17 protein-coding genes are annotated in these 17,001 nt (G+C 38.4%); 9 read left to right on the forward strand and 8 right to left on the reverse strand.

Annotated features, from left to right (window positions below):
- Positions 1 to 55: 55 nt before the first annotated feature.
- The 3 genes from pdxT to BLP52_RS09155 all read left to right on the forward strand — a co-directional run bounded on the left by pdxT (position 56) and on the right by BLP52_RS09155 (position 4,289).
- Positions 56 to 649, forward strand: coding sequence for a pyridoxal 5'-phosphate synthase glutaminase subunit PdxT (gene pdxT, locus BLP52_RS09145; RefSeq protein ID WP_091710173.1), 594 nt, complete (start codon positions 56 to 58; stop codon positions 647 to 649).
- A gap of 306 nt (positions 650 to 955) precedes the next feature.
- The gene (locus BLP52_RS09150) at positions 956 to 1,630 is read left to right on the forward strand and encodes a hypothetical protein (protein ID WP_091710174.1); all 675 of its coding nucleotides are present in this window, start codon (positions 956 to 958) and stop codon (positions 1,628 to 1,630) included.
- 100 nt (positions 1,631 to 1,730) lie between these two features.
- A complete protein-coding gene (locus BLP52_RS09155; RefSeq protein ID WP_091710175.1) occupies positions 1,731 to 4,289 on the forward strand; it encodes a UvrD-helicase domain-containing protein in 2,559 nt (852 codons plus the stop codon).
- 55 nt (positions 4,290 to 4,344) lie between these two features.
- Here BLP52_RS09155 and BLP52_RS14590 read toward each other — a convergent pair whose 3' ends face one another.
- Positions 4,345 to 4,488 carry a hypothetical protein gene (locus BLP52_RS14590; protein ID WP_202905757.1) on the reverse strand — a complete coding sequence of 48 codons (144 nt, stop codon included), beginning with the start codon at positions 4,486 to 4,488 and terminating at the stop codon, positions 4,345 to 4,347.
- Positions 4,489 to 4,678: 190 nt separating this feature from the next.
- On the opposite strand from BLP52_RS14590, the gene BLP52_RS09160 reads away from it, so the two are divergent.
- Positions 4,679 to 5,086 carry a pyridoxamine 5'-phosphate oxidase family protein gene (locus BLP52_RS09160; RefSeq protein ID WP_091710176.1) on the forward strand — a complete coding sequence of 136 codons (408 nt, stop codon included), beginning with the start codon at positions 4,679 to 4,681 and terminating at the stop codon, positions 5,084 to 5,086.
- Between the two features lie 45 nt (positions 5,087 to 5,131).
- On the opposite strand, the gene BLP52_RS09165 is transcribed toward BLP52_RS09160, so the two are convergent.
- The 4 genes from BLP52_RS09165 to BLP52_RS09180 all read right to left on the reverse strand — a co-directional run bounded on the left by BLP52_RS09165 (position 5,132) and on the right by BLP52_RS09180 (position 8,572).
- Positions 5,132 to 6,184 (reverse strand): ABC transporter ATP-binding protein, encoded by a 1,053-nt coding sequence (locus tag BLP52_RS09165; protein ID WP_091710177.1) that lies wholly within the window; start codon positions 6,182 to 6,184, stop codon positions 5,132 to 5,134.
- 48 nt (positions 6,185 to 6,232) lie between these two features.
- Positions 6,233 to 7,021, reverse strand: coding sequence for an ABC transporter permease (locus tag BLP52_RS09170; protein ID WP_091710178.1), 789 nt, complete (start codon positions 7,019 to 7,021; stop codon positions 6,233 to 6,235).
- Between the two features lie 54 nt (positions 7,022 to 7,075).
- Positions 7,076 to 7,930: a molybdate ABC transporter substrate-binding protein gene (gene modA / locus BLP52_RS09175; protein WP_091710179.1), complete on the reverse strand. Its 855-nt coding sequence runs from the start codon at positions 7,928 to 7,930 to the stop codon at positions 7,076 to 7,078.
- Positions 7,931 to 8,119: 189 nt separating this feature from the next.
- On the reverse strand, positions 8,120 to 8,572 hold the full coding sequence (locus BLP52_RS09180; protein WP_202905758.1) for a HEPN domain-containing protein: 453 nt from the start codon (positions 8,570 to 8,572) through the stop codon (positions 8,120 to 8,122).
- 235 nt (positions 8,573 to 8,807) lie between these two features.
- Here BLP52_RS09180 and BLP52_RS09185 point away from each other — a divergent pair, with 235 nt between their 5' ends.
- Positions 8,808 to 10,079: a hypothetical protein gene (locus tag BLP52_RS09185; protein ID WP_091710180.1), complete on the forward strand. Its 1,272-nt coding sequence runs from the start codon at positions 8,808 to 8,810 to the stop codon at positions 10,077 to 10,079.
- Between the two features lie 13 nt (positions 10,080 to 10,092).
- On the opposite strand, the gene BLP52_RS09190 is transcribed toward BLP52_RS09185, so the two are convergent.
- Both BLP52_RS09190 and BLP52_RS09195 read right to left on the reverse strand, forming a co-directional pair.
- Complete coding sequence (locus tag BLP52_RS09190; protein WP_154717829.1) at positions 10,093 to 11,676, reverse strand: zinc ribbon domain-containing protein; 1,584 nt, start codon at positions 11,674 to 11,676, stop codon at positions 10,093 to 10,095.
- Positions 11,677 to 11,774: 98 nt separating this feature from the next.
- Positions 11,775 to 13,067 (reverse strand): SPFH domain-containing protein, encoded by a 1,293-nt coding sequence (locus BLP52_RS09195; protein ID WP_091710182.1) that lies wholly within the window; start codon positions 13,065 to 13,067, stop codon positions 11,775 to 11,777.
- A gap of 135 nt (positions 13,068 to 13,202) precedes the next feature.
- Between BLP52_RS09195 and BLP52_RS14400 the strand changes: the two genes are divergently transcribed.
- From BLP52_RS14400 to BLP52_RS09210, 4 genes are all read left to right on the forward strand, one after another.
- Positions 13,203 to 13,358 (forward strand): hypothetical protein, encoded by a 156-nt coding sequence (locus tag BLP52_RS14400; RefSeq protein ID WP_154717830.1) that lies wholly within the window; start codon positions 13,203 to 13,205, stop codon positions 13,356 to 13,358.
- On the forward strand, positions 13,359 to 13,928 hold the full coding sequence (locus BLP52_RS09200) for a hypothetical protein (RefSeq protein ID WP_091710183.1): 570 nt from the start codon (positions 13,359 to 13,361) through the stop codon (positions 13,926 to 13,928).
- Positions 13,929 to 13,976: 48 nt separating this feature from the next.
- Positions 13,977 to 15,137: an ATP-binding protein gene (locus tag BLP52_RS09205; RefSeq protein ID WP_091710184.1), complete on the forward strand. Its 1,161-nt coding sequence runs from the start codon at positions 13,977 to 13,979 to the stop codon at positions 15,135 to 15,137.
- Between the two features lie 109 nt (positions 15,138 to 15,246).
- The gene (locus tag BLP52_RS09210) at positions 15,247 to 16,515 is read left to right on the forward strand and encodes a hypothetical protein (protein ID WP_154717831.1); all 1,269 of its coding nucleotides are present in this window, start codon (positions 15,247 to 15,249) and stop codon (positions 16,513 to 16,515) included.
- Between the two features lie 23 nt (positions 16,516 to 16,538).
- Here BLP52_RS09210 and BLP52_RS09215 read toward each other — a convergent pair whose 3' ends face one another.
- Positions 16,539 to 16,958: a 30S ribosomal protein S6e gene (locus BLP52_RS09215; protein ID WP_091710186.1), complete on the reverse strand. Its 420-nt coding sequence runs from the start codon at positions 16,956 to 16,958 to the stop codon at positions 16,539 to 16,541.
- Positions 16,959 to 17,001: the final 43 nt, after the last annotated feature.

Raw genomic sequence — 17,001 nt, forward strand, 5'->3', positions numbered from 1 at the left:
TTTGATCTATTTTATTTACACTACTAACCTTACATACTAACTAAAACGTGATCATATGAAATTAGGTGTTATTGCTATTCAGGGAGATGTTTCCGAACACGTGGAGGCTCTTGAAAATGCCCTCAAGCAGCGTGGAGAGAAAGGAGAAGTTGTTACTATCAAACATAAGGGAATCGTCCCTGAATGTGATGCACTTGTACTTCCAGGCGGAGAAAGCACAACTCTTGGAAAACTGCTCATACGTGAAGGCATCGCCGATGAAATTAGAGAGATGAACGCAGCAGGCAAACCAATAATGGGAACCTGTGCCGGTCTTATTCTTCTGGCAACTGCCGGAGACGAGCAGGTAGCCAAAACCCACCAGCACCTTTTAGGACTTATGGACACCAAGGTCAACCGAAATGCATTCGGAAGACAACGTGATTCCTTTGAATACGAACTCGAACTCCCATTCCTGGAAACACCATACAATGCAGTGTTCATCAGAGCACCGGGAATCGTTGAAGCAGGGGAAGATGTAAAAGTCCTTGCTAAAATCGACGATATGATCGTGGCTGCTGAACAGGAAAATGTTCTTGCACTGGCATTCCATCCTGAACTTACAGAGGATCTGAGGGTTCACCAGTATTTTTTGGATAAGCTGTTTTGAAGTTTATATTCGATTTTTTCTTTTTTACTTCAGTCTATTTTGCTGATATTAGCGTTTTGATTCAAATCTGAATGCCAGCACAGAATTTATGGGATATAGGTAACACCTAAAAATACCACTCTCTTAAAAATAGTACATTTTGAGTTAGAATCCTATCCATAGTTAGCAATTCTGTGTAATAGGTATCCTGAAAAAATACATACTCAGAATTATAGAATGTTTAAGCTTGAATTTTACTTTTACTAACAAATCAAGTAGAAACTTTTAATATATTTACGCACTTTATAATATTTTGGCGTTGATATCATGGATTATTTCTGTTCAAATTGTAAAGAAAAGATTACTGCTGCTGAATATAAATTTTCAATGGAAAAATATAATCGTGCTTTATGCCGAATACATCAAAAAAATAACTCTGATTCAACAGAATTTTTCCAAACAAAAGAAGTTGAAGCAGAAATAACCTCATCAAAAACAAATTCCAACGGACTTTCAAATAAAAATGCGAATTTTGTTGAAAGTATGATTAAAGGGCGAATTGCCGAAACATTAATTGAAGAGTTATTTTTACAATTAAAGTACTCTGTTTTTAGATATGGAATGGAAAACACAATACCAGGAGTCATGAATCTTCTAAAAGGTGTTCGTGGTGATGTTGCGGACAACATCAGAAAAATGCCGGATTTTGTTATTCAAAGCCCAAAAACAGGTGATGTTTATTTTATTGAAGTGAAGTTTAGAAAAGATGAAACGCTTACATTTAAGGATATAGGCGGTGAAGATTATCCTTATGAGAACTGCTATTTTATACTTGTATCTAAAAAGCATATTAAGTGTATTACGTACAAAGAACTAAAAGAAGGCAAAGAAATCAATCCTAATTCGAGGAACTATTTAGGTAATAGAAAAGAGTTTGAATTGGATAGAGACGTAATAATAAAATTCTGTGATTTTGCTGTCAAGTTTTTTGATGTTGTTTAATGATTGAAGTGTATACATTTAGCGAAAAATATGGAAAAAATGGTTACATCGTTTGGAAGTTATAAGTTAGTACTTCTAATATCTTTTTTTGGAAGGTATAATGTCATACGAAAAAACGAAGCAGCTCAAATCTTTAATATCAGAGATTAAACAGCAGGATTATCTGATACTTGTAGGTATCATATTAATCCCTTTAATTATCGGTATATTCTTAGTTAAGAGTGCAAAACAAAAAAAGAATGACTTATTGAAATTGAAAGAAACTTTTATTCATGAAGTTGAAAAAGAGAATAAAGCCCTAATCACAGAACTAACTGATATCTACAATAATATTAATGACACTTATTTTACTTACCATAAGAAATCCTCAACTATCGCAAAATGTAATCTATGTCTGGAAGAACTTCAATTTATTAGCAAAAATAAAGCACTATTCTCAAGTGACTTCAACAACTTCATTAGTAAATCAATTTACATAATCACAGAACTGAAAAATAATTTTCAAACATATGACAATACTGCTTTTGTTGAAAAAAGAATATTAGAGTATGACTACTTGTTTAAGAAATCTCCTTTCCCATTAGATAAATATCAAAAGGTTGCAGTTGTTACTGATGATACTCATAACTTAGTAGTTGCAGGAGCGGGATCAGGTAAAACTGAAGTTTTGATTACGAGGGCAGCATATCTAATAGAACGCAAACCAGATACAATTGACTCAAAAAGGATTCTTGTTCTCGCTTATCAGAATAAAGCTGCAAGGGAAGTGCATGAGAGACTAGATTCCAGATTTGGTTTTGATGTCAAGATTAAAACATTTCACTCATTAGGTTTAGAGATTCTGAAGGAAGCAAACAGGAATTCAGATATTGATACTCTTCAGATTGTTGATGAGACTGAACAGCAACGGCTTGTTCTTTCAGTTTTTAATGAAAAAATAAAGGACAATAAGTTTCAAAATGATATTATTAACTACATGAAAGCGTATGGAGATAGTGAAATCTGCAAGTCAAAATATGATTTTGAAGATAAAGAGACGTATTATGAGTATATGCGAAATTTAACTTATACTGCCTTAGATGGTACCATAGTTAAAAGTGAAGCTGAAAGAGAGATACTCAACTTTTTTGTAACCCATGATTTGAATGAAAAAAGAGTAAAAGTTCTTTATGAAACTCCTGCAGAATGGATGGTATATAAGAAGGAAGACGGAGAAACTCGCGCTCCAGGACCTGATTTTTTCTTTCCGGATTATGATATATATCTTGAACATTGGGCTCTAGATAAGTATGGAAAGGTTCCTGAATGGTTTAAAGGAAAGAATCCTACTGAAGTCTACAAAAATGGTATGGAACAAAAAAAGAAGAAATTTGCAGAGCAAGATAAATATGTACTTGTAGAAACCACTCATAAAGACTTTAAACAAAATAATTTCATTGAAATTTTGGAAGACAGGATATTAATTGCATTAAAGAAAAAAAATCCGGGGAAAACTTTTGAGTTTACACAGATTTCATATGAAAAACTTGTGAATCGAGTATGGAACGAATGTGTAGTTTCCGTTAGAAGTCTTCCTACTAATATTGGTATGTTCATAAATATAGCTAAAACATACAATTTAACTCCAGATGAAATAGAGCAGAGAATTAAAAATGAACCTTGGTCTCTGAAACAAACCGAATTTGCTAATGTAGCTCTTAAGATTTACTTAAGTTATGAAAACAAACTGCGGTCTGAAAACAAAATCGATTTCTCTGATATGATAAATCTTGCAGTCAGAAAACTCAAGCAAAAAGAATACCTATATAAAAATTGTTTTGACCATATTCTTGTTGATGAATATCAAGATATTAGTCAGCAAAGATATGAACTAATCAAATCACTGATGGATAAAAATGATGGTTGTAAACTGTTTTGTGTCGGGGATGACTGGCAGAGTATAATGGGATTCTCCGGTTCAAACCTCGATTTTTTTGTTCAGTTCGCTCAATATTTTGATCATCCTGCTGTAACGCATCTTACTGTGAACTACAGAAGCTGCAAATCAATAGTTGACACCGGAGCAGAAATAATCCGGCATAATGGAAATGTCCAGATTGCAAAGGATGCATTAGCCCATAATAATACTCTGGAACCTATTAGAGTATACATTTCAATCCACAATACCAAATTTGTGAATAATTACTATACACAAGTTGCCCAACATTGTATAAGTACCATAGATACTTACCTGCAAAATGGGTATAATCCACAGGATATCATGATTCTATCAAGGATAGCCAATAATCCTAAATTGAAAAACAAGCTACATGAATATGCTTCCGCCTGTAACGTGCCGATTTCTTTTGAAAAGAAATCATGGAATAAAATTCGTTTTATGTCTGTTCATGCAAGTAAAGGCTTACAAGCAAGAGTTGTATTTTTGCTCAATGTTGTAGAGGGACTATATGGTTTTCCCAGTGAAAAAGATAATCCTGATATTTTCGAGCTTGCTACCAAAGGAAGAAAAAAAGATACAGAGGAAGAGGAAAGAAGACTTTTCTACGTGGCAATAACCAGAGCAATGGAAAATCTAATAATTTACAGCCAAATCGACTCGGAAAGCAAGTTTCTTGGTGAAATTGAGAATCATGTTATTGTGGAAAAATTGCAAAATTAAAAAACTTTAGACAGAAGTGGTAGTGAACAACAGAAATATTATCGTCATTGCTTTCCTATATCATTTTTATTGTCTCTTTGTGGTCTCCAAAGTCTGTTGCTTTGTCCTTTGTGTCTGTCCTTTCATGTCTCTGTCTGTCGCCTGCAGTTGTCCCCTTAGAAAAACCCATTTCCTTCCATTCAGAATAAGAAATACTCAATATCTTCTTCTTAATTTTATCAATATCCTGTCTTTCATCCGTATGAGTGTGCTCCTCTCTATAAGCCCATATTCTCTTGCTCCTTACAGCTCTTTTTATCCCACAATTAAAGAAGCACTAATGAAAAAGCTTAAGCTTGATTAGCGAATAGATTACTGTACTTTTTATTTTGAAATGCAGAGGTAAGACAATGGTAAAATTAACAGATGCAATGAAAGAAGAATTTGCAAAGATGAAGATCTTCCCACTGGCAACCGCATCAAAAGACGGTGTTCCAAATGTAATTCCTATTGGGATGTGTTTCCTTCAGGAAGATGATGAGACAATCTGGATCGTGGACAACTTCTTCCTCAAGACAATGGAAAACCTCAGGGCAAATCCAAAATGTGCAATCTATGTATGGGGACCTGAGATCAACGGTTGCTTCCAGATCAAAGGTACTGTGAAGATCATTGACCGCGGAGAGGAATATGACGAAATGCGCAAGATGGTGAAAGCAAAGAGCGACCGCTTCCCTGCAAGATACCTCGTTAAAATGAAGATCACAGATGTCTTTGAGTGCAAGAGCGGTCCTGATGCCGGAAAGAAGTTACTTTAAGTAACTTTAACTTTTTTCTTTATTTCATTTTAACCTAAACGAAGATCAGCATATAAGATGAGTAGCTGAAGCTTTGAAGGTCAGATACACTTCAGAACCACATGAAAGTCCCATATCATCATAAGCCCTTTTTGTAAGAACGACCCTGAAAGGAATTCCGGTATCAATTACCAGCTTAACAGTTGACTTCATCCGAATAACATCAGAAACAACACCAGTAAATGAGTTTCTGGCACTGGAATCTATCGGGTCCTTTGATAGGAGGATGTCCTCCGGCCTTATGGAAATAACCACATCTCCTTCCCTCCGTGTGCTGGAAATAATGGTGTGTCCGTTTACTTTAATCTCAGACAGGTCATTAAAGATAACTGAAGTTCCATGGAACAGGTTCTCAACACCTACAAAATCAGCAACGAATTTAGAATTCGGCTTCCTGAAAACCTCATCAGGCGTTCCAACCTGATGAATCTTACCACCATGCATGATGGCTATGCGATCTGCAAGGGTGAAAGCCTCTTCAAAACTGTGAGTTACATGGATAGTAGTTGTTTTCTTTAACTGGTGTATCCGCAGGAGTTCCTGTCGGAGTCTGCCCTTTGTTCCTGAATCAAGAGCTGAAAGCGGTTCATCCAGCAAAAGTAATGCTGGTTCGGTAATTATCGCTCTTGCTATTGCAGTTCTCTGTTTCTCTCCACCGCTAAGTGTTGACGGGTGCCTGTCAAGCAAATTAGATATTCCAAGCATCTCTGCGGTTTCTTCGATCTTTGAATTGATTGAAACCTTATCGAGTTTCAGATCAGTATACTTCAGTCCAAAACCAATATTCTCCCTGACATTCATGTTCGGGAAAAGCATGAAATCCTGATAGACCATACTGATATGCCGGTCTTTTGGAAGCAGGGAGCTTACATCAAAATTATTGATCAATATGGAACCAATGTCAGGATTATAGATACCTGCTATCATTTCCAGCAGTATCGTCTTACCTGAACCGGTCGGTCCCAGTATACAGAAATATTCACCCTCATTTACAGAGAGGTTTATACGTTCCAGTTCAAAGTCACCAAGTGTCTTTGAAATATCACTCACTTCTATCATAGCTTTTTTGCAAAACCCGAATGTAAAGAATCTAAGAAATTATACAACCTAATAGAGTTTTGCAACACCTCCCTTGCGTTCGAATAGATAAAGTGTGATCCCTGAGATCAGTATAAGGATTGTTGCAGCCGCAATTGCAAGATCAAGTTCACCGGAAGACATATTCAAGTAAAGTGCTATGGGCAATGTCTCAGTCTTCATCCTCGTAGCTCCCGCAAGCATAAGCACTGCACCAAACTCTCCAATCCCTCTTGACCATGTTATGACCGAACCGGCGATCATCCCATTCTTTGAAAGAGGAAGCGTTGTTCTGATAAATGCCTGAAACGGTGTACATCCAAGTGTTTGTGCCACATGCTCGTACCTTGGATTTATGCCTTCAAAGGTTGAGCGCATAATTCTTAGCATCAGAGAAATATTAACTGCGAACTGCGCCATGATTATCCCGGGAACTGTGAAGACAAACTTAAGCCCTGCATCTGCCAGAAAACTTCCAACACCGGTTGTACCGAATATCAGAAGCAAGCCAAGTCCTGCAACAATTGGTGGTAATGCCATTGGAAGATCGAGAACTGTGTTGATGATCGCCTTTCCATGAAAATCATACCTTGCAAGTGAATATGAAACAGGAATGGCTATCAATATACACATAAACGTTGATATCACAGATGTCAGCAGGCTGAGACGGATTGCGAATTGTATCTCAGGGGAAATTATGTTTGTGATAAGACTGACCGGATCTGTGTGAGTGATTATCTCAAGTATAAGAGTGAATATAAAAAGAGTAAGCAGGAGCATCAGAAAGAGATTTGCATACTTGAATCCGTTTCTTTGCATTAAATACACCTGCTTCGTTTTTACCTTTTTTCAAGTTATTCCATCAGAGCTTATTTAAGCCTCTAAATAGGCATACTTCTCATCAGGATAAAGTGTGAATCCATATTCCTCAAAGACACTTCGACCTTCATCCGAAACCACGAAATCTACAAATTCAGAAGCAATTTCCGGGTTTTCAGATGTTGTTAAAGTTGCTATTGGAACTATCTTTATGATATTATCATCCTCTGCGATCTCTATCACATTTACCTTGTCATTATTTCTGACCAGGTCTTCCCATACAATAGAAGCATCCGCCTGACCAAGTGAGATGTAGGTGACAAGTTCATTGACTGTTGCACCTTTTGCAACAACGTTCGCTTCGACCTGATCGTAGATTCCTTTCTTGGTCAGCATCTTATCACAGAGCACACCGATAGCTGCTGCTTGCGGATCTCCAAGTACAACACTGACATCATCGTTTGCAAGGTCATCAAGACTATCGATATTTGCCGGGTTATCCAGTGGAGTGATGATCACAGGTACATGATATGCGACCTTGCTGAAATTATCGACAAATCCTTTTTCTGATGCTACTTCAAAGTAGTAGGTTGCACCTGGCATGTAGACATCCCCTTCACCTGTGAGCTCCATCTGAGTTAATAGTGTGTTGGAACCGGCATAGTTGTACTGAACAGGAATACCATATTCCTCTTCGAACAGAACCCCAATCTCGTCCATTGGCTTTCGCATTCCAGCACCGCAGTAAACCAGGAGTGGAGCTTCACTGGTCTGTTCATCTAAACTGCCAGAATCTGAAATCGCTGCATCCTGAGTAACTATGGAATTACTGGTAGAATCAATACATCCCAGGAACAGAACACAGGAAATCAATAATGAGAATACTATAACATGTTTTTTATTAACCATCCAATCCTCTCCTTGAAATTTAGTCTGAATGTATGTTATGCCCTTTCGGACACAACATCATTCAAAGTAGCAATGTTCGGAGTGTTATGTATGACATAACATAACGCTACTTCCTTGGTATGTCTACTATAAATAATTATCCATGATCTGTTATTCCAGATAATAACCCAATATCAATGAATGATGGAACTACTCTCCAACATCACTATCGTAAAGTAACGATTCTTTGAATGACTGAATTTTTTTCTGATCAAAAAGTCCCTCGACCTCTTCGCACATTACCAGAATACGCTCCATATCTGAAACTTCCGGATCTCCATGGAAATAGTCATCAAGAGTACATATGTCGAAGATCTTGTCCAGCGACCTGATTTCCTTATTGAGTTCTTCCGGTACTTTCATGAACATCTCAACCGTGTCCATCAGACAGGTGTAATTGTGGTTGTAAGGTTCCATGTCATGAAGATAGCAAAGTGCTACAAGATAACGCTCAAGAGCCAGTGAAGCTACATTGAAAACAACACTATGATCCTGTCCTTGTTCCAGGAATAATTTTGCCCTGTGAAGGTATGCTTTGGAGTCACGATACTCCTTTTCAAAATCATCAAATCTTGATCTCTTCTCCATAAGTTCCAGTCTCATAAATTGCCTCCTATTCAGGACATTTCTAATTTATTCGAAATATAATATCAGTAGACACAACAGCCCTTTAGTTAGGAATGCTAATTCCATATTATATTATTTATATATGTCGGTTAATAAAGATACATCATTTATGAGATTTTAATAAGTCAATGCAAAATGTATAAGAGCTATAGACTCACTAATATATTTATAAGCACTACTTCATAAGATACTTGCCATTAATGTAAAAAAGGTGGTTCAACTGAAACTGGAACCTCTGAACGACATTGTAAGATCCCTCACCTATACACTTCAAAATGAAGCAGGTGGAAGAACTGGAATCTTTTTTCAGTTCTATGTGTTTCTCTGGGTCATGCTTACTACGTTCTTTATCGTGACCCGCATACTTTCAGTCACCAGCAGGCCTGACCCCATATACATTGCAAGTGCACCAATGTATGTGATCCTTCTATACGTGCCACTATATGTTTTCTGGATGTATGAAAAGAAAATAGGAATCGAAAGACGAAGAGTTAGAGAAATACAGGTCGTTGATTCTGTTAATGTCGATTATAGATTTGCAGATACTGTTGAGCTGGGATTTAAGAATCCGCTTTATCTCAGAGTAAATAATCCCACTGGAAAGCACATTGAAAACATATGGCTTAGAGCAGTTTTTCCTGCAACGGTACTCTGCAGCAAACCAGTTCTTTGTCTCGGTTCGCTTGAACCCGGGTCATCGATCTGTGCGAATATTTCATTTGTACCTCTGATAGCAGGAAGCCTTTCCATGGGTTATTATGATCTGTACTTTGAAGTTGACAGGCATAAACATCAGAAGCCACCCTTCTTTTTTGAGAACATAAAGATAAGCCACACTTACCTTCCACTAAACATTGATATCAATGATCAGCTCAGATTCGGACACCAGACCAGGATCTCATTTAAAATGATTAATAAATCAAACATTGAGCTTGTGGAATTGCATGTAAAATGTTCGTTCCCTGAACACCTGAATTATGATACTGCTTTTTCCGAAACAAAAAACCTGGCACCGGGATCGATATTCAATACCGAGTACTTGATAACACCGGGTAAAGGGGGAGAGATCGATCTTGGAAGTTTTGAGATATTTTTCAAAATTGGAGGCAACAATTGTAAAATAGGATCTGAACAATTTGGGAAACATTATGTCCAGACCCCTGAAGTCAATGTCAGGATCAAAATACCAGAATCATTGTACAGCGAAGTTGGAAATTCTATTGGCATATATGTAGACAACAGATCCGATGATGTTCTACACAATGTGTGCTTCAATAGCTGTTTCTCATCTTTTGTAGAATGCCATGAACCAAATGTGTGCATTGCAGAAATACAACCACATTCATCAGGTTTTACTTCCCTTGTTATAAAACCGGTAAATCCCGGAAAGATAGATTTTGGAAACCTGAACTTTTCTTTTGAAGTGAATGAAATGATCTGCCAGCAGGACCCTTTTGACCTTGGAACACACAAAGTAGTGTGAAAATATCTTGATTTCAATCGAGTTTCTGACCACACTTCAGACAGAATCTTTCATTATCTCCTGCCTCACGTCCACATTGAGGGCATCTCCTTTTACCAGTTCCAATATTTGAACGTTGAATAACACTGTCCTGAATTGTGGTACTGTTTATATTGTACTGTGTCACTGAGTCATCAACAAAGAGCTTGATATCAGTCCTTTTTTCGATCTCCTCAAGGATCTTATGATAAAAACCTGTAAGTGCTTCTTCTTTTTCAGCCCAGGCCTTGACGATTAGCCTGGATTTACGTTTACCTACAACTTCAATATAAGCTGCATATTTCATGCCGGCAACACCTTGTGCATAGAATCTTGCAACACCGGTGAAGAGTTGCTGTGTTGAAGTTACTTCCGGAGTTATCATGTACATATTAAGATCTTTCAGTATACGGGTTGCAATATCAAAGAGATTCTCAGCCGGAATTTCCAGGTCTTTGGTATCCTCCTCTGCAATGATCATCGAGCTAACATTAAGTCTCCAGTTGTTCTCATCTATCTCTGTTACTTTTAGCACAGGGCAGACAATATTCACCATTTTATTACTCAGGTCTACCTGAACATGTTTTTTGATACTATAATCATAATACCTGATATTACCGGAAAGTATGCATTCACCACATTCTCCTGTAGGTCTTATGATAAAAGTCGCTGTTTTACCTTCACCGGGCTGCAACATTGAGATGTTCTTCCGGCTATCTTTTATATGAAATACTTCCGGAACAAAAAGACTGATAGTAATATCACCCATGGGCTCATCGGATGTGTTTTCTACCTTTATTTTGTAAATAATATTCGCACCTTTGTACTGGACAGCTGATTTGACAACAACAGGTTTCTTTTGTTGAGATTTTGAAACTGAAGCAACAGAAGCACTGCTCTTAACTGCATCAACTGCTCTTTGAGAATCAGACATTTTATCCTGTGACTTGCCTGAAGATCCTGATACCTGGTCTATTCCATTAGCTGAATGCTTTTTCTTTTTATTCTTCTTCCCTTTTTTTGATATTTTTCGAAGTATCAGAACAGCTACAAAAACAACAATCAGAGTCCCAATCATCTCATTAAATGCCTCTTCATCTGATGTGCCGGAGTAATCATAACCGGAAGGATCGTAACTGGAAGGATCAGAATTTGAATAGTCAGTATAATCTTGATAACCAGTGGTACTCACATCGGTATAATCATAACTAATAGTATAGTCAGGATACAGGTAAACATCTGAAATTTTGATGTAATCATAATTGTAGAATGAATCATAATAGATATCGTCAATTCTGAATTGAAGAGTAAGGAAATCATCGCTGTAACTGAAATAATCGCCTTTTGAATAATACTGATCCTGGATCAGTGCATCATAATATGACACTACTATCCTCACAGTCCCACCATAAGTGTCAACATCGATTATACTCAGGTAGTAACCATCCTGAACCTCGACTATTTCACCTTCGGCAAATATCAATTGATCATTAGGTGCTGAAGTAACTCCAATACTGAGAACAAGTATGCTGCAAAGCAAGATCAGCATAAAGATATTTCTGAGAGAATTCCGTACCACATTCCAACCTACCTTGTGATTAATCCCGTTTTATGGTTTATTTCAAATGCTATTTAAATTTCGCATATAAAGAAAATAGAATAAGTTAAACTGATTCATCAGATATCAGTTAACTTCTTTCCACACTGACTGCAAAAACTTGCTTCCGAAGGAACTGTTGATCCACAGCCAGGACACTTCTTTACTGTGTGGGACGTTTTACCCTGTGCAGCCCCCATCATAGAAGCATCAAGCTCCTGCCTTCGATATGAATCCGATCTTTCCCTGTCCTCTACCTGCATCATGAAATTAACCTTGTCATCCTTTGCCAGAGCTTCACTGTGTTTGACCTTTGCCAGTGCTTCCAACTGCTCAGGAGACATGCGACCATATTCCCTGCCCTCTGATACAGTCTTTGCAACATCAGAACCACCGGCTTCGGTTATATGTTTCAGGTATTCCATATCCCTTCCATGTTCGCGGTCTTTCATGTCCTGCTCGACTTCAAGTTCTGCTCTCATACCTCTGGATTTTGAAACTTTTAATTCCTCTTTAAGGCGTATGGCATCCTGCGCTTCCTGCATGTCAGCTTCATGCTGCAACCTATCGATTTCAAGATCAGAATTAACATCTTTCAGCCTCTGGTTTCTATGGAAATCTTTTTCAGTAGCAATAGTTGCCTGTTCCGCACGAAGATCTGCAACTTCCTCCCTGCCTCTGCGTTCAAATTCGCCTTCAACTGCAAGGGTATCAAGCTCTGCAAGTTCTTCCCGTGTCTGGAAATCATTGGTCGCCTGCATGACCTCGCCATAGGAACCAAGATCCCACTGCACTGTATATTTTAACATTTCCAGACCCCACATTGACAATGTGGAACGCAGGCGCATTTCGAGTTCATTCTCAATGTTAAGGCGAAGATCCCTATTACCATAAAGATCCTCAATGTCTTCGTGCCTTACTTCCGGCTCAAGGACAAGTGTGATCACCTCACTTTCAAGACGTGTGTATATGTCCTGTATTGAAAGTGCCCTTATACCTTTTTTATCAACTGTGGCATAGGCATAAAGCATCTGGAAAAAACGTTTTGGTTCCTGTATCCTGAACCTGAGAAGACCATTGCAGGAAACTTTCTGGTTATCCCTGGTCCAGAGATCATTTTCTGTCCACTGAAGATCCTTAGGAGATGTGTCCATCAGGGCAACATCAACATCCTTTCCGATATTGCCGGGTTTTAGCAAACCTCCAACCTGCAATTTGCCACTGTCTACTATCTCGTCCACTACACCATTCTTTACCATGGCTGCCTTTTCATTGGGGGAGAGTATCACTGCTTTTCTGAAAAAACCCCCAACCTGCTTTTTTGGAACCACTCTGGCTATGTCATCTGTTTCTTTTTTCCACTTAAATGCCATGATCTAACCACCCTATTGTATTAGGCATGCTGAATAAATTTTTGATTAGTATATCTAGTTTAGATATTGAGTAAATATTATATATATTGTTTTCCATTGTATACATAGGCATACAATGTGCCAAGTTGGTAAACTATGGCTAATTCTTATCCTGTAAGCGCAAGAATATCAGAAGATAGTAAAGTATATCTGGATACATTGGTAGAAATGGGAATAGCGATCAATAGATCAGAAGCTATGAAACTTTGTATCAGATACGCAAAGCAGAAGAAAATGGAGGAGGAATTGTAAGTGGGATTAACAAATCCATTTAAGAAAATATCACCTGAAGAGCTTAAGACTAAATTGACCATTTCAGAGCAGAGGCTATCAACACGTGAAAAAGAACTTCTAAAAAAGCAACAGCAATCAAGGGAACAGGCAAAGGATGCCCTTGCAAAAGGGAATGACAGGGAGTTCAGGGTTGCATCCAGAAGATATTCACTCGTTGAAGGTCAGGTCAATACCATTAGCAGCATGGTGGAAATGGCACAGTCCATGACCGATGTTATAGAAATGCAGACAGGGCTCAAGGAAGTTGTAGAGATTGGTAATGATCTTGGCAAATGGCAGAAACAACTTGGATTTGATACTTCTAAGCTTGAAGGTGCCGTGACCAATATCAGAACATCAATGGAAAAAGTTAACACTGCAACAAGTATGATGACAGCGTCCATGGATGCTGCCATGAGTGGCGGCAATGAGCTCAGTGAGATGCAGGATTCACTTCGGTCGGAATTGCTTGCTGAACTTTCAAGTGAACAGCCTGCAAAGGATGAACTTTCAAAGAAGATAGAATCAGAGATGGCAAATACCGAATAACGGTATTCTTTCTTTGAAAATATCAGGTTCTGAACCAGAGGTGCCTGTTTGAACTCAGCCGTAACCTTAGCTGCCCAGGCCCGTGGGTATGCAAAAGCTGCCAGGGAACTGGAAGACAGAGGAGAATCTGAAAGAGCCCGGGAATTATATCTGAAAGCTGCAAAGCTGTATAACGATGCTTCTATGTTGTCCAGGGATGATATGGACAAAAATACCCAGCGTGACCTTGCAGAACATCTTTTTGCCAGAGCACAGGCATTAAAAAGCTCAACTGCGGTATCTTCAGGAGGAACTCTGGAAGGAAACAGAAGTTCAGTGAACAATGACGGATCTTCTATATCAAAGGATGATGTTTTCCTTAAGGAAATACCTAACATCGGATTTTCAGACATTGGCGGCCTTGAAGATGTTAAAGAAGAGATACGAAAGGCAATAATTTATCCATTTACCCACAAGGAACTCTATCAGATGTATGGCCAGAAAGCAGGCGAGGGGATTTTGCTTTATGGTCCTCCGGGATGTGGCAAGACCATGATGGCAAAAGCAGCCGCTAAGGAGTGTGGTGCGGAGTTTATCAGTGTTAAGACCAGTACCATTGTCAGTAAATGGGTGGGAGCATCTGAAAAGAATATCAAACAGATATTTGATATAGCGCGTCAGGGAAAAAGGTCTATAATATTTTTTGACGAGATAGATTCTATCGCTAGTAGAAGGAGCGAAAGTGAGGATTACGCAAAAAGGGTTGTTAACGAATTGCTGGCCCAGATGGATGGCGTGGATACAGCTTCCGATGACCTGCTAGTTCTTGCAGCAACCAATGAACCATGGGCAATCGATCCTGCCCTGAGACGTCCGGGACGTTTCAGCAAACTTGTATTTGTTCCTGAACCCGACCTTGAAGCAAGAAAAGCCATACTTCAGATACATCTGAAAAAACGTCCAATAGATGCTGATCTTGACATTTCATATCTTGCAGAGATCACTGATTCTTATTCCGGAGCTGACCTTGCAGCTATTTGTAAAGAAGCTGCTGATATTCCACTTGGAGAAGCCTTAAGAGGTGGGGACCCAAGAAAAATAAGATTGCAGGACTTTGAAACGGTCTTACAAAAACGCAAGCCATCTATTGTGAGCTGGTACATTGAAGCAAAGACAGCTGTCAGGAAAACAGGAGAAGAAGACGTTTTCTCAGAACTTGCTGAAAAATAATACCGTATTAATTGACATTAAAACACTGATTGCTAATCTGGATTATTTTCATTTCAATCAGCAATCATATACCTTTACTCATGAAACCAAAAGATGCTGGAAGGATTGGATGAATGGATTAAAAGATCCAAAAGAACTGGAGAAACTGGACAGGCAGGAGATCATCAGGAACCTGAACGATGTATATAGCTCCATCGAAAAACTCATTCAGAAAACATATCTTAAAAAGGAGACTGACCTGAATTTCCAGTTGCGAAATATCAGAACATCCGTGTCCCAGCTACTTGCAGATATCAAAAATAAGGACCTTGATAGTTTTGCAGGAGAGAAAGGTACTCTGGAGGAGTTCTACAGAATCGAAGATGCGCTTTTAGCAGAATCTGCTAAAATGAATGATATTTTCGCATCAACAATAAAGTCCGATAGCATTGATATTTTTTCACTGGACAATATGGTCGGGAATTTCAAAAAGGAATTTAATGATCGTATAATTGTTGATAAGGACATACTAAATGAATTCAGATTAAAACAGATGGAAGCTTCCAGCGCAGAACGTGTGATGCTTCGCGATAAAAATGTTCCAGAGAAAAGAGAATCAAAGAAAACGGAACATGGCAGTATCAGCCTGACTTATGGCAGTTCAGGAAATGCAACTAAAGCAGAACCCACAATCTCAAGATCACCTGTAAATCAAAAAATACCCGAAATCGAACAAAGGGACAACGTGAAAGAAGAGATTGATACAGAGATACTTTCAAAACTTTACAATTACATGAATATTCTGGAAAATAAATATTCAAATCATCAGCCGGAAGTCTCATTTGACGGAGACTACATAGGAGAGAAAAAATGGAAAGTAGAGATATCAGATAAATATATCTCCGGAACAGTGGTTCGCAAAATTGTACTTAATGTTATCCTGTTCGAAACTTACTGGAAACCATTTGACGACCTTAGAACTATCATGGAATTTGTTCAGAAAGAAGCAAATACAGTTCCTGCTGGCCAGTATAAAAGCCTGTGTCTTGTGAACTCGAAATGGAACACAGATATCCAGAAATGGGCTGAAAAATATCTTCATCCAAGACTTGTTCTCTATCTATATGACCTTGGATCAAATAAAATAATTTATAATGAATCCGTATTCAATGCTGACAAAATAAAGATCTGGCACAATCTTGATACTTATAAAACTATAGAATCAGAGATCCAGTCTCTGATGGATAGGGAAGAGCCTTTTAACGAAACTGAAGTTACCAAGATAACAGGGCTAAACGTAGAAGGGGCTAAAAAATTCCTTGCATTGATGGTTGCCAGGAATAGAATTGTAGATGTGGGCTTTGGAAAATCCCAATATACTAAATTAAAGAATAAATAAAAAATAATCAGAGAGTGAGAAACTCACTCTTCTGCTGCTGCTTCAACTTCCTCAGCTGGCTCTTCGTCGCCGCCTAGGATCTTCTCGATGGTCTTTTCACCGTATTCTGAAACAATGGTGTTGATCTGGACGATGTCAGGTGCAACTTCCTTTCCGCGCATCATCTTTCTGCGGCGTACGCCCTTTGATACAGGAGAGTATCCGGTTCCGTTTGCAACTAGGACCTTCTGTCTTCTTGGTCCTGGAAGATCTGGTCTCATGACCATTCCACTCTTATCGCTTCCACCGGTGATCTTCAGTGTGTAACCTGGAAGACCGACGAGTGTTCCGTCAACTGTTTCTCCTATTGATTTTCCAATGAATTTGTTGGCTTCAGCGCCTGTGACATCAAACTGGTATGACTTTGTCTTAGGGTCTGCAACCACTACTTTAAAATCTGCCATATATTTTCCTCCTTATGGTTTTATTTTCCTGTGTTTGTTGTGA

The organism is Methanolobus vulcani (assembly GCF_900100715.1).
Taxonomy (GTDB): domain Archaea; phylum Halobacteriota; class Methanosarcinia; order Methanosarcinales; family Methanosarcinaceae; genus Methanolobus; species Methanolobus vulcani.

Coding starts and splice junctions, on each gene's coding strand:
- pdxT (WP_091710173.1), top strand. CDS start 56: ATGAAATTAGGTGTTATTGCTATTCAGGGAGATGTTTCCGAACACGTG.
- BLP52_RS09150 (WP_091710174.1), top strand. CDS start 956: ATGGATTATTTCTGTTCAAATTGTAAAGAAAAGATTACTGCTGCTGAA.
- BLP52_RS09155 (WP_091710175.1), top strand. CDS start 1,731: ATGTCATACGAAAAAACGAAGCAGCTCAAATCTTTAATATCAGAGATT.
- BLP52_RS09160 (WP_091710176.1), top strand. CDS start 4,679: ATGGTAAAATTAACAGATGCAATGAAAGAAGAATTTGCAAAGATGAAG.
- BLP52_RS09165 (WP_091710177.1), bottom strand. CDS start 6,184: ATGATAGAAGTGAGTGATATTTCAAAGACACTTGGTGACTTTGAACTG.
- BLP52_RS09170 (WP_091710178.1), bottom strand. CDS start 7,021: ATGCAAAGAAACGGATTCAAGTATGCAAATCTCTTTCTGATGCTCCTG.
- modA (WP_091710179.1), bottom strand. CDS start 7,930: ATGGTTAATAAAAAACATGTTATAGTATTCTCATTATTGATTTCCTGT.
- BLP52_RS09180 (WP_202905758.1), bottom strand. CDS start 8,572: ATGAGACTGGAACTTATGGAGAAGAGATCAAGATTTGATGATTTTGAA.
- BLP52_RS09195 (WP_091710182.1), bottom strand. CDS start 13,067: ATGGCATTTAAGTGGAAAAAAGAAACAGATGACATAGCCAGAGTGGTT.
- BLP52_RS14400 (WP_154717830.1), top strand. CDS start 13,203: ATGGCTAATTCTTATCCTGTAAGCGCAAGAATATCAGAAGATAGTAAA.
- BLP52_RS09210 (WP_154717831.1), top strand. CDS start 15,247: ATGAATGGATTAAAAGATCCAAAAGAACTGGAGAAACTGGACAGGCAG.
- BLP52_RS09215 (WP_091710186.1), bottom strand. CDS start 16,958: ATGGCAGATTTTAAAGTAGTGGTTGCAGACCCTAAGACAAAGTCATAC.